The following is a 12,774-nucleotide window of genomic DNA, read 5'->3' on the forward strand; positions in this document are numbered from 1 at the left end:
GGGGTGGTTTCATGTGGATATATGAGAAAAAACTGCAATATCCTGTACGTGTAGGAAAATGTGATGTACGTCTGGCGAAAATATTGATGGAACAGTATGGCGGTTCAGATGGAGAATTAGCAGCAGCTCTGCGTTATTTAAACCAGCGATATACCATTCCAGATAAAGTGATCGGGCTTCTTACAGACATTGGGACAGAAGAATTTGCCCACCTCGAAATGATTGCGACAATGATTTATAAATTAACGAAAGATGCCACACCTGAGCAAATGAGAGAGGCAGGTTTGCAACCTCACTTTCTCAATCATGGTCCGTCTTTATTCTACACCAATGCAGGCGGTGTGCCTTGGACAGCGGCTTATATCGCTTCCAAGGGCGATCCGATTGCTGATTTATATGAAGATATTGCAGCTGAAGAAAAGGCGCGTGCTACTTACCAATGGATGATTGATTCAACAGATGATGTCGATATTCAAGACAGTCTAAAATTTTTGCGAGAGCGGGAAATTATTCATGCTTTGCGTTTCCGCGAAGCTGTTGAAATGTTGAAAGAATATCAAGAGGAGCAAAAAATCTTTTAATAGGGTTTGGAGTTCATTCAGACATGGTAAACTTATATTTGTCGTATACGCTTTCATGAAGATGCAAGAATTTCTGCTCAGAAAGGTCTGGTTGTTTTGCGGAAATTTGTTTTATTGACTGGTTTTGAACCATTCGCCGGAGATATTGTCAATCCCTCCATGGAAGCAACACGCTGTCTACAGGGGAAAACATTTGAATTGAACGGTGACGAAGTTGTTTTACAAGCAGTAGCTATTCCTACTGAATTTCATAGAAGCATAGAAATACTTCAGCAAGCGATTGAAGATATCCATCCAGAGATAGTGATTTGTGTAGGTCAAGCGGGTGGACGTATGCACATGACTCCAGAAAAAATTGCGATTAACCTAGACGATGCGCGTATTCCGGACAATGCAGGACAACAGCCCATCGATAGACCGATAGTGGAAAATGGACCTACAGCTTATTGGAGCAGTCTGCCTGTTAAAGCTATGGTTCAAGCTATGCGCGACGCAGGCATACCTTCTTCCGTTTCCTATTCGGCTGGAACCTATGTATGCAATCATCTCTTTTATGGGTTGATGCATCTTTTGGCGACACAATATCCACATATACGAGGCGGCGGGTTTGTTCATATTCCCTTTTTACCCGAGCAGACCGTGCAGCGTTCGGAACCTTCTATGAGTTTGGAGATGATTGTTCAAGGATTGGAAATTTGCGCGCGTACAGCAATGGCTGAGAAGAAGGATATTTTTCTTGTGACTGGAACGGAACAGTAGGTTTTCATTCTATGAATTCAAGAACGGGTCGATCGTAGAGAATAGAATCTTCAAAGATGCCCAGACAGGGCAAGGCAGTTTATTCCCATCTTAAAATCTGATAGGACACCATGTCTGGGCGATGGTTGTAAGAAGCGTTCATGATAGACAGCGATTTATTGATAGTGACCGTTAGGATAAAGAGGAGTATATGCGGAAGTCTGGTTTGGTGGGATGGGTTGTTGTGGCTGTGATCTATGCTGTTGAGCCCATTGACGCGTTTTTTGCTCAGACTGGCGATACTGCTGTACCTGCTTGTCTAATTCGCTGCGTATCGCTGGTGATGATGTGTTATACCAACCTTGCTGTTGCATCAGGTGATAGAGTTCGGCCTGAAGTTGAAGTGAATCGTTTAAAAGACTGACAAACATTTGCCGCACTGCTGGACAATTAGATTCTGTAGCGGCTGTTGTGTATTCGCGGCAGACGCGTTTCAAATCTGCCAAAACGGTATATGCCAAATCCTGATCTTCCATCCAGGAATTCGCTGCCATTGATGTTTGTGTATAGGGATTGGGAGATTGCGGATACACTTCCATTCCTCCTATCTTTGGCTCTGTGAAGGCGCTAAGGGAGCATGCTGTTGAAGAACGTCTAGCAGATGTTGATAGTGTCTTGCGTGACGATCTTGCAATTGGTTGCAGAAATTTTGCAATACCTGACTTTTAGCCTGTCCTGTGGCAATGACACTCTGCTTAAGAAGCAAATCTTCATTGGACATGCTATCCACGATATATTCAAGTTCTTTAGCCGTCAAAGGTTGCATAGGGAGCCTCCTTATCGCATGAATGACAAGCGGGTGTAGTGTATGCGATGAGGAAGCTCCTTATACAAAATGTGGTTCTGGCCTTTGCCCTTGAACAGGAAATTTAATGGGCGATCCGCTCAGGCCATTTGGCATGTTTTCTTCGTTCCCAGAGGCGATTCAGCCATGCGGATTGTTCATCGCTGTTGATTGTTGTTGGCAATCGCTCAAGCTGTGAGCGAATATCAACTGCGATGGACTGGATGCTGGATGGAGATAGATTGGACATGTGTTGTTGCAATAGTTGCTCGCATGTTTCCATTGTTTCTGGCTGGACTATCTTTTCAACTGCCTGTTGGTATTGATTTAAAAAATTTTCAATCAGAGGCGAATGTCTATGTTCAGAAAGACATGCCGCAACCAGTAACGGATCGTCCAGAGAAGGTGCAGCAAGAATAAACCAGTCGTTTGCCTGTGCCAGATTGGAAAATGGTGCGTGCAGTAAACCAAGTTCTGCTTTACCGTGCAACATTGCTTCATATCGCTGACGTGTGCCTCCAGCGGAGACAACTTCTATATCTTGCAGAGACAAACCTATACTCTGAACTGCCTGATAAGCAATGAGGGCATAGCCGCTCGCAGGATGATCAACTGCCAGTCGCTGGCGTTCTCGAAAGCCCGGAGTTGCCATGAGATAGAGCGGCATCATCGCTGCTGGGTGAATCATTTCTATATCTTTTGCATCATCTTGCAGCAGGTTGTCGGGAGCGGTATAAATCAAGTCAACCTGTCGGTCGTTTAATAGCTGAAACTGTTCATCACGGGATGAAGTGTATTGCAAATCCAGCATAGTCTCCGGGAAATTTTTTTGCATATACCAAAGGGGTAAATTTTGTGCTCCAGGAAAAACGCAAATTCGGCAAGTTTGACTCATATGGCATGCTCCCAAAACCATTCTGTGCTCAGACTGCCCATGAATTCTTCGTGTAATCGCCGCGTCAATGGACCTGCACACCCGTTTTGTACAGGATGATGATCAATCTCTACCACAGCGGCAATTTCTTGCAGAGTTGATGTGACGATGACTTCATCAGCGTTAAGTAATTCCTGTAAAGAAAAAACCCTTTCTTCATAAGGGATTTGTAAGGACTTCGCTAAAGCCAGTACGTATTGGCGAGTAATCCCGTTTAAAATCCATTGGTTTGCTGGATGCGTAATGATCGTTCCTGATTGAACCATAAAAATGTTAGAACTGCTTCCTTCTGTGATATGTTCGCTAGAACGATAAAGAATGGCTTCATCCGCACCATGCCGATACGCTTTCTCTTTAGCCAGAATATTGGGAAGCAAACTGGTGGCTTTAATGTTGCAGTGCATCCAGCGTTCATCTGGAAGTGTGACCGTTTTTAGTAGTTGAATAGCGTTCTTTGCGGGTAGAGGAGAGAATGTACATATGACATTAGGACGGGTATGCTCAGGAAATCGATGATTTCGTATGGCAGTGCCCCGTGTGACTTGTATGTAGATCTGACCGTCCTGGCCGCTGGCTTTTTGTAAAATTGCCTCAAGAGAAGCTTGCAGTTCGTTTTCCACACACCCATAGTCGAGCATAATAGCTGCGGATGAAGCGGAAAGTCGGGCCAAGTGTTGCTTAAGAGCAAATGGTGTACCGCGATAAAGGCGGATAACTTCGTAAACACCATCACCAAATTGCAGCGCCCGATCTTCTACAGGCAACAGCGCTTCTTCAGTCGGAAGAAGTTTTCCGTTTACACATGTCCAACGATTTTGCAAGATTCAGTCTCCTCCTTCGCAATCTCGCCATCTCTTGATGTTATCTATAGTAGCAGTTCTGTCACGATTTTTGTGCAAATTGACGCAGGGAATTTGGGAATGGAATGTACGGTTATGGTACAATAGTCAAGGTGTAATTTTAGGAGTCGCTCATGAGGAGGACGCTTCAATGCAGGATCCCAGCAGACAAACTGACACAACGTCATGGCGGAGCTTCTATGGTCCAAATCTTGGTTATGCTGCCGAGATGTACGAGTTGTACAAAACCAATCCAGATGCTGTTGACGCTTCATGGCGGGAATTTTTTGCGACGCATGGGGCGCCGTTGCCAACCAGCGAGGAGCATGTTGGTGAGAGCCAATCGGCGGCTGGATCCGCTTATGCGATTCAGAAAGTCGTCGCTTTACATGAATTGTTGCGCAATGTTGTGGAGTATGGTCATCTGCTTGCAGAAACAAATCCGCTCCAACCTGAGAAAGTGGATACCCCTGTACTCGACCCAGCCTATCATGGCTTAAGTGAAGAGGATATGCGTTCTATTCCAGCGCAAATGGTTTTGCCAGACGCGCCAGCATCTGTGGAAACCGGGTGGGACGCTTTTCTCTGGCTGAAGTCGCTCTATACGGGCAACATTTCGTTTGAGTTTGCTCAAGTTCACCGTCCGCGTGAACGGGAGTGGCTACGCAAGTTTGTCGAACAAAATGAAGCTTCTTGCCATCTTGGTTCAGATGAGAAGAAACAACTTCTTGAACGTCTCACAGAAGTTGAAGAGTTTGAGACGTTCTTGCACAGGACATTTGTGGGGCAGAAACGATTTTCCATCGAAGGCGTGGATGCTCTTGTGCCCATGATGGATGAAATTATTCGCAACGCCATAGCTAAAGGTGCGAAAAACGTCATGATTGGCATGGCGCATCGCGGTAGACTCAATGTATTGGCACATGTGTTGCAAAAGCCTTATGCCAAAATATTCTCAGAATTTCATACTGCCGTCAATAAGGAACTTGTCCCTTCTGAAGGTTCTACGGGTATCAACTTTGGCTGGTCAGGTGATGTCAAGTACCATTTAGGCGGAACGCGCACCATGAATGGCGAAGGCGCGCAGTCCGTACGTTTGGTATTGGCGAATAATCCTAGTCACCTGGAATTTGTCGATCCGGTTGTCGAAGGTTTTGCCCGCGCAGCTCAGGATGACCGTCAACGTCCGGGGACCCCACAGCAAGATGTGGATTCCACACTGGCGATACTGGTACACGGTGATGCGGCGTTTCCCGGTGAAGGTGTTGTGGCTGAGACGTTGAATCTGTCTCGACTCGCTGGGTACAGCACAGGTGGAACCATTCATATTATTACAAATAATTTACTCGGATTTACGGCCACATCCCAGGAAGGTCGTTCGACGCGATATGCCAGCGATTTGGCCAAAGGTTATGAGATTCCCATTGTGCATGTCAATGCGGACGATCCAGAAGCTTGTTTATTCGCTGTACGTTTGGCACATGCCTATCGTGCTGAATTTCATAAGGATTTCTTGATTGATTTAATTGGCTATCGCCGTTGGGGACACAATGAAGGTGACGATCCGTCTGTAACCTCGCCGCTTTTATACGAGAAAGTCAATGCCCATCCACGTGTGCGTGAGATCTACGCAAAGCGTCTCGAGGCCAACCAAGTCATACGGCAGGGTGAAGCGGATGAGTATGTGGCCCGTATCCAGCAGACGTTGAAAAATGCTTATGCTGATGTGGCTAAGGTAACGGAAGATGAGGCCGACAATGGTATGGCTGCGGAACTGTTGCCGCCTGCTCAAACGGGTGTCAGTAAAGACGAATTGATGCAAATCAATCAAGAATTGCTGCAATTTCCGGAGTCATTCACACCCTATCCTAAGTTGCACCGCATTCTTCAACGTCGCCTGCAGGCATTTGAAAAAGATGGTGCAGTAGACTGGGGACATGCAGAAACGCTTGCCTTTGCTACTATTTTGCGCGAGGGAACACCTATCCGACTGACTGGACAGGATTCTGAGCGGGGTACCTTTAGTCAACGCCACTTGGTTTTGCATGATATGAATGGGGGTTCCAGTTATTGTCCGCTCCATGATTTATCTGGTGCTAAAGCCAGTTTTGATATCCATAATTCGCCTTTGTCAGAAATGGGTGTACTTGGTTTTGAGTATGGATATAACGTATTGGCTCCAGAAACGATGGTTCTGTGGGAAGCGCAGTATGGAGATTTTGCCAATACGGCACAGGGGATTATTGACCAGTTTATTTCAGCGGGCTATTCCAAATGGAAACAACCTTCAGGATTGGTTCTGCTCTTACCGCACGGGTATGAAGGTCAAGGTCCAGAACACTCAAGTGCTCGCTTGGAACGCTATTTGTCGCTTTCGGCTGAAAATAACTGGCGTGTGGTTTATCCTACAACCGCCGCACAGTATTTCCATTTGTTAAGAGATCAAGCTCGCCGCTTACAGTCAGAGCCGCGACCTTTGATTGTGATGGCGCCAAAGAGTCTATTGCGTAATCCTCATGCGGCTTCTGCTTGGGAAGAGTTTACTAAAGGCGGCTTCCAACCTTTGTTGTTAACAGCGGGACAGGAATTGCCTGATGCGGATGTTCGTCGTCTGGTTGTCTGCACAGGTAAAGTAGCTGTGGAATTTGAAACTGCCTTGTCTGAAACTAAACAGAAAGTTGAAGATTTGCGTGTTTTGCGTCTCGAACAATTGTATCCTTTCCCGGAAAAAGAGATTCAGGCACAGTTACAGCAGTTGCAAAATCTTAAAGAAGTCGTTTTCCTGCAAGAAGAGCCTATGAATATGGGTGCGTGGTCTTATGTACAACCACGTCTGCTGAATCTGCTTTCCAAAGAAGTGGAGCTTCGTTACTGTGGTCGTCCGGAGCGTTGCAGTCCTGCTGAAGGTAAAGCTGGTATGCATACAGCAATGCAAAAAGCAATTCTGGAACAGGCAATGGTTCCTTCGACAGGGCGCGTTTTGGCGTAAACAGAGTATTTTATGGACGGAATAAGCAATCTCAACTAATAGCCAATATTACTGACGATGGATTGTGATGGAGAGAGGGAGTTGGACAAAATGGCAGAAGTTCGCGTACCAGAAATGGGCGAATCGATTGTAGAAGGCACCATCAGCCAATGGTTGAAAAATGTCGGCGATACAGTCAATGCTGGCGACGCCATTGCAGAGTTGGAAACCGACAAAGTAAATCTGGAAGTCATGGCAGAAGTGTCTGGTGTACTTGCTTCTGTGAATAAACAAAATGGGGATACAGTGACTGTTGGAGAAGTTATTGCTGTGATTGATGAAAACGGATCGGCAGCTACACCTTCTACACAAACGGCTGCCAAGCCGGCAGAACCTGCTGCCCAAGCTGTTCAATCGGCAGCTAGCACGGCGACTTCAACCAATACTTCAACAGCTGCGCACTCGCCAGCTCCACAGCGCGAAGATGTAAACGCGCCACCGTCCATTCGCAAATTGGCGCGTGAAAAAGGTGTGTCAGTGGCAGAATTGCAAAAAACTGTCGTATCAGCCTCCGCTCCTCAAACGCAAACCAAGGCTCCAGATGCACAACCCTCAACAACTTCATCAGCATCGGTGTCTGGAAAGCCGGAAGAACGCGTGCGTATGAGTCGTCGTCGCCAAACAATTGCCAAGAGACTGGTAGAGGCTCAGCATACAGCAGCCATGTTGACTACTTTCAACGAAGTGGACATGACCGCTATTATGAATGTTCGTAAACGTCGCAAAGATGAATTTAAGGACAAGTTTGGTGTTGGACTCGGGTTTATGTCATTCTTTACCAAGGCTGTAGTGGGCGCATTAAAGCAATTCCCTCGTCTCAATGCAGAGATTCAGGGCGAAGATATGATTCTTAAACACTATTACGATATTGGTGTGGCTGTTTCAACCGGAGAAGGATTGGTCGTGCCAGTAGTTCGAGATGCGGACAAGTTGACTTTTGCTGGTATTGAGAAAGAAATTGCTTCATTAGCAGCACGTGCTCGTGAAGGCAAACTCACGCTGGCGGAATTGAGTGGTGGCACATTTACCATCACCAATGGCGGTATTTTCGGTTCGCTCATGTCCACTCCGATTTTAAATGCTCCGCAGGTGGGTATTTTGGGCATGCACGGTATTAAAGATCGTCCAATTGCTGTCAATGGGCAAGTGGAGATTCGTCCCATGATGTACATTGCGCTGTCTTACGATCATCGCATTGTCGATGGTAGTGAGGCTGTAAGATTTTTGGCAGCCGTGAAAAACATGGTGGAAGACCCTGAATCACTGTTGCTAGAAGGTTAATTCATGTAAGCCAGTTTCTTTTTTACCCGCAGTTCCCGTGTACCCTTGTGGTATGCGGGGATTTTTTTATGAAGCGGAAATGAATTTCCTCTGAAGTAACAATTTTTACATAGGCTATTTTTGAATTCAATGTAGAAAAAAACAAATCAAAAGGCTTCTTTCAAGAGTATTTCAAGAAAGTCTGTCTATACTGTAAGACGTTGAAAGTGATGGTTCGAGACTGTAGTTCATTAGCCCTCAAGGCTTACAAAACCTCTATTTAGAGTTTATGAAAAGCGCACAGTCAGAACCGCAAAGCGAGGAGGAGTTGTGATGGGTTTCTATCGTGATAGAGAGCCAAAACACCTGCAAGCTACTGGCAGCACAATTCGCTCTGTGGGAAAATGGGCAAGCGTTGTCATACTCTCGGCACTTGTCGGTAGCGGAGCTACTTTTGCCTTTTCGTCATTTTTAAGTACGCAAAATAATAACAATACGGGTTCCTTTCTACCCTATGGTTCAACTCCTAATGTAGCACCCGTATCAGAGAATATTAATGTCAATGTAAACAGTGCTATTACTCAAGTTGCAAAAAAAATGAAACCTGATGTTGTGGCAGTGGTCAATTATGATTCGGTTCAGAATCCGTTCAGCAATCAGTCTACTCTCCAGCAATCGGATATCGGATCGGGTGTATATTTCTATCAACATCAAAATACAGCCTATATTGTGACGAACAATCACGTCGTTCAAGGTGGAGCAGGTGTACAGATTGTATTGAGTAATGGTAAAACTGTCAAAGCACAGGTGGTTGGGACAGATCCCTATACCGATTTGGCCGTGCTCAAGGTGCCTAGCAAAGTATTTGCAGGTGTACAGCCAGCACAATTTGTCAACTCGAATCATTTACAGGTTGGAGAACCTGCTGTGGCCATTGGTACACCGGGTGGTTTAAATTTCTCGGAAACTGTGACATCCGGCATCATCAGTGGTCTTAATCGCGATATGCCAGTGGAAGAGCCCAATTCTCAACAAATTCTTGATTATCAACCGGTTATTCAGACAGACGCGCCCATTAACCCTGGCAACAGTGGGGGTCCATTACTGAATTTGCAGGGGCAGGTCATGGGCATAAACAGCAGCAAAATTGTGGCTCAAGGATTTCAGAGTATGGGTTTTGCCATTCCTTCCAATGAAGTGCAAGAAATAGCGTTTGAAATTATTCGCACAGGTCATGCTGTACACCCGGCACTTGGTATCACAGCAATGTCGTTGCAGTCGGTTCCTCAACCGTATTGGCCGAATGTTCCTGTAGATTACGGCGTGTATGTGCAGTCGGTGGATACACCATACGCTCAAGCATCTGGCTTAAAAGTGGGCGATGTTATAGTGGCTTTGAATGGTCATCAAATTACAGATGCTGCTGATTTGCGTACAGAGTTATTTGGTATGAAACCAGGAGACGTTGTAACGTTGACGGTTTATGACGGTTCGAAAAAAGAGACCTTACACGTAAAACTGAGTGAGTTGAAATCACCAAATACAACTGATACAGGTGGAAACAACAGTCAAAGTAACCAGAACAGCAATCCTTTCATAACGCCGCAAGTTTCTGGCGGAAATAGCAGTTCGCTCTTTAATTAAAATTGGACGATCCGTTCATTTCAGTATGTGGCAGGGACGCGTAACGTCTTTCTGCCACTTTTTTGCTGTTGTACACAGTTGAAAAGAGAAGTTACAGGTTATCTGACATCAAGCCGTGCTTTCGGCGGCGATCAATAAGGGCTTGTTTGTACCAGGTTAGCCAAACGGGTAAAAACGCTTCGTTTAAAAAAGACTGATGGATCGGTCCCTGATAGAGTATTTGTTCATCGGACCAAGCTTGTCCTCGATCTGACCACTTACCATTGTTTACGGTAAGTTTGACATCTTCAGTTCCTTCCAGCATTGTGAGTGTCACAGTACATGCAGCCAAATCGTCCGTTATCAGCAAACTGTTGACTCCAACCGTAGGATTGAGGCAGACGTGAATAGCAGGATCGGTCTGCTCAATCGTAGTTTTCCAAGCTTTTAAAATTTCTGTTAATGTATCCGTATTTTCTTGTATCGTATTTGAGCTTGTTTTTGTCGGAACAGGTTGGCCGGATGGAAGACGCAATTGCTCCTGCAGATGAATCATGCCACTTTCCAGCTTGTCTACGATACCAATCCCTCCTTTCATTCCTCAAAAACATGCCTGATTTCTTCGCAAAGATATGTACATTTTGCCCAAAATTCTCAAGATGAACTCTTTTTTTACGAGATCTTCATAATGGCGTACTATCATAGATGTAGCTGTGATTATATCCTGGTAGTGGAGGAAATCCATTGGAAAAACGTACACAAATTTGGGCGCATAGAGGATATTCTTTAAAATACCCGGAGAATACAATGCTTGCATTTGAACAAGCAAGCATTCATGGTGCGGATGGTATAGAACTGGATGTCCACTTGAGCGGTGATGGTGTGCCTGTCATTATCCATGATAATAGATTGGAACGCACTACGAATGGTAGAGGATGGGTGGAAGAAAAAAGTTCTCATGAACTTCGACAACTTGATGCGGGAAGTTGGAAAGGTGCAGAGTTTTCTGACTGCCGCATTCCTACTTTGGAAGAAGTTTTGGACTGGGTTGTAAAGCGGGCGCCGTATATGACTGTCAATCTGGAATTGAAAAGGAGTAGGGGCAATCCGTCCTATGACAGACTGGCACAACGTGTTTTATCCTTGGTAAAGCAATATCGAATGTTGGAGAAAGTTATTTTTTCGTCTTTTCAGCACCCTTTGCTATGTATTTTAAAGGAAATGGAATCTCAAGCTCAGACAGGTCTTCTGGTAGCAGAGCCAATTCATCAACCATGGGTTTATATGAAACATTGGAAGGCAAACGCTTACCATCCGGACTATCGGCTGCTTGACCTGTCCACGCTTGAGATCCTACAAGCCCAGGGCATACGAGTTCATGTCTATACAGTCAATCACCGAGAGGCAGCGCAAAAACTGACAAGTGCAGGAGTTGACGCTATGATCACAGATTGTTTGGAAGACATTCGCGATGCCCTGGAAGAAAAGAATTGAATCAGAAGCACAGCGGGTTGATGCATCGGGCCGATGGTTAAGCCGCATCCATAGATTATATAGGATAATCGGCTGTGTCTCTTATGGCCATTTCAATTGCTGTGCGCCGACGGTTATCAAGCAAATGAGTAGCCAGCACTGAGAGAAGCACAAAGGCAACCAGTAGCGGGAAAATCCAAAACGCTTTTTGCAGTCCGAGTTCTGTTGCCAAAAAACCAATGATGGTGTTAATAGCCAGGCTGCCAATGCCAGCTGCTGTAAAGAGAATTCCTAAGACTGTTCCTACATTGCGTGGGAATGCGTGACTCGCAATAGCCACAACAGTTGGAAAGATAACGGAGCATCCGGCTCCAGCTACCATAAGGAGGACGGTTGTGGATGGGAAGCATACAGTCACTAAGAGACTGAGCAACAAGAGACTTCCAGCCAAATAAATGGAGCGGTATTCTCCTAAGCGATGTACCCAAAACTGTCCGCTCAAGCGACCACAGGTGAACAAAAAATAGAAGCCTGTTAAGTAGAGTGAGCCTACATGAAGGGTTGTTCTGTGTACATGTACCATATAAGTGGGCAGCCAAGAAGCCAGCCCGCTTTCGATCATGACATAGACGGTAAGTGCAGTAGCAAAGCCAAAAAAAACAGGGCTACGCCACGGGGAATGCTGCTTTGTCACTTTCAAAGTATTTTTTACAGGCGATTCTTTGCTGGGGGCGACTTTGCGATATGGAAAGAAAAGCGTTGCAAGAAATAGGGTTACCATTAAAGCGGATGTGAGCCAGTAACCACTTTGCCAGTTACCGCTGCGATGCATAAGCCAGGCAGCAAGAACTGGGAATATGACACAACCTACACCGTAGAAACCGTGCAAGGTATTGAAACGACGTGAATTGTCAGAAGGTTCTCTAGAAATTAAGGGTACAATGCCGTTGACACCAATTTCCAATACACCTGTACCAGTGCCGACAAAAGCGAAACTAACCATGGCTAGTTCATAGTTTGGAGATTGTAAAACGCCAATAAGACCCATACTAGAAAGCAGTGCACCTGCTTTTGAACAAGCAGATATGCCAAATCTATCAAGAATCCAGCCGGCGATAAAGGAACCGAGTAAGTAGCCGAGAGAGTTGATGGTAAATAAATAGCCTAGTTGTAAGTAACTGAGATGCCATCCTGATTGCATGAGTGGCGCTGCTACACCGCGTGTCATGTCGATCGCGCCAAACGTGAACATGCCAAAGAGGGATAAGAAAAACGCTAGTCTGTACACCAAGGTGCTCACGTTCCTTCCTTACAATCTACAGACGCAAGCATACACGTGTCTTCCTTGGTGAGCAAGACGTAAAATAAAGAATTTAATTTTAGTCGTGCAGGTTTTCAGATGTTTTTGGATTTCCTGGCTGGGGCTGCCCATAATCTATCGAGATGGCTTATGG

General features: G+C 45.5%; 12 protein-coding genes. 6 read left to right on the plus strand and 6 right to left on the minus strand.

What is annotated here, in order from left to right:
* Nucleotides 1–11: 11 nt before the first annotated feature.
* Together FY534_RS04330 and pcp are read left to right on the plus strand one after the other, a co-directional pair.
* Nucleotides 12–581, plus strand: a complete 570-nt coding sequence (locus FY534_RS04330) for a manganese catalase family protein (protein WP_072872719.1) — start codon at nt 12–14, stop codon at nt 579–581.
* Between the two features lie 96 nt (nt 582–677).
* Complete coding sequence (gene pcp, locus FY534_RS04335) at nt 678–1,340, plus strand: pyroglutamyl-peptidase I (protein WP_072872718.1); 663 nt, start codon at nt 678–680, stop codon at nt 1,338–1,340.
* 155 nt (nt 1,341–1,495) lie between these two features.
* Here the strand turns inward: pcp and FY534_RS04340 are convergent, their stop codons facing one another.
* The 4 genes from FY534_RS04340 to dat all read right to left on the minus strand — a co-directional run bounded on the left by FY534_RS04340 (nt 1,496) and on the right by dat (nt 3,918).
* Entirely contained in the window at nt 1,496–1,912 is a 417-nt protein-coding gene (locus FY534_RS04340; protein ID WP_238413658.1) for a spore coat protein, read from the minus strand.
* Nucleotides 1,913–1,923: 11 nt separating this feature from the next.
* Nucleotides 1,924–2,145, minus strand: a complete 222-nt coding sequence (locus tag FY534_RS04345) for a hypothetical protein (protein ID WP_072872716.1) — start codon at nt 2,143–2,145, stop codon at nt 1,924–1,926.
* A 103-nt stretch (nt 2,146–2,248) separates the two neighbouring features.
* Complete coding sequence (locus FY534_RS04350) at nt 2,249–3,058, minus strand: substrate-binding domain-containing protein (RefSeq protein ID WP_203115286.1); 810 nt, start codon at nt 3,056–3,058, stop codon at nt 2,249–2,251.
* On the minus strand, nt 3,055–3,918 hold the full coding sequence (gene dat, locus FY534_RS04355; RefSeq protein ID WP_203115287.1) for a D-amino-acid transaminase: 864 nt from the start codon (nt 3,916–3,918) through the stop codon (nt 3,055–3,057). The genes FY534_RS04350 and dat overlap by 4 nt, the downstream gene beginning before the upstream one ends.
* A gap of 169 nt (nt 3,919–4,087) precedes the next feature.
* Between dat and FY534_RS04360 the strand changes: the two genes are divergently transcribed.
* The 3 genes from FY534_RS04360 to FY534_RS04370 all read left to right on the plus strand — a co-directional run bounded on the left by FY534_RS04360 (nt 4,088) and on the right by FY534_RS04370 (nt 9,868).
* Nucleotides 4,088–6,925 carry a 2-oxoglutarate dehydrogenase E1 component gene (locus tag FY534_RS04360; RefSeq protein WP_072872713.1) on the plus strand — a complete coding sequence of 946 codons (2,838 nt, stop codon included), beginning with the start codon at nt 4,088–4,090 and terminating at the stop codon, nt 6,923–6,925.
* Between the two features lie 90 nt (nt 6,926–7,015).
* Nucleotides 7,016–8,245, plus strand: a complete 1,230-nt coding sequence (odhB, locus tag FY534_RS04365) for a 2-oxoglutarate dehydrogenase complex dihydrolipoyllysine-residue succinyltransferase (RefSeq protein ID WP_203115288.1) — start codon at nt 7,016–7,018, stop codon at nt 8,243–8,245.
* 312 nt (nt 8,246–8,557) lie between these two features.
* Nucleotides 8,558–9,868, plus strand: coding sequence for a S1C family serine protease (locus tag FY534_RS04370; protein ID WP_203115289.1), 1,311 nt, complete (start codon nt 8,558–8,560; stop codon nt 9,866–9,868).
* Between the two features lie 91 nt (nt 9,869–9,959).
* On the opposite strand, the gene FY534_RS04375 is transcribed toward FY534_RS04370, so the two are convergent.
* Entirely contained in the window at nt 9,960–10,445 is a 486-nt protein-coding gene (locus FY534_RS04375) for a hypothetical protein (protein ID WP_203115290.1), read from the minus strand.
* A 146-nt stretch (nt 10,446–10,591) separates the two neighbouring features.
* Here FY534_RS04375 and FY534_RS04380 point away from each other — a divergent pair, with 146 nt between their 5' ends.
* Nucleotides 10,592–11,341 carry a glycerophosphodiester phosphodiesterase gene (locus FY534_RS04380; protein WP_072872710.1) on the plus strand — a complete coding sequence of 250 codons (750 nt, stop codon included), beginning with the start codon at nt 10,592–10,594 and terminating at the stop codon, nt 11,339–11,341.
* Nucleotides 11,342–11,396: 55 nt separating this feature from the next.
* Here FY534_RS04380 and FY534_RS04385 read toward each other — a convergent pair whose 3' ends face one another.
* Nucleotides 11,397–12,620: an MFS transporter gene (locus FY534_RS04385; RefSeq protein WP_165611916.1), complete on the minus strand. Its 1,224-nt coding sequence runs from the start codon at nt 12,618–12,620 to the stop codon at nt 11,397–11,399.
* Nucleotides 12,621–12,774: the final 154 nt, after the last annotated feature.

The sequence above is a fragment of the Alicyclobacillus sp. TC genome (assembly GCF_016804365.1).
GTDB lineage: Bacteria > Bacillota > Bacilli > Alicyclobacillales > Alicyclobacillaceae > Alicyclobacillus_I > Alicyclobacillus_I tolerans.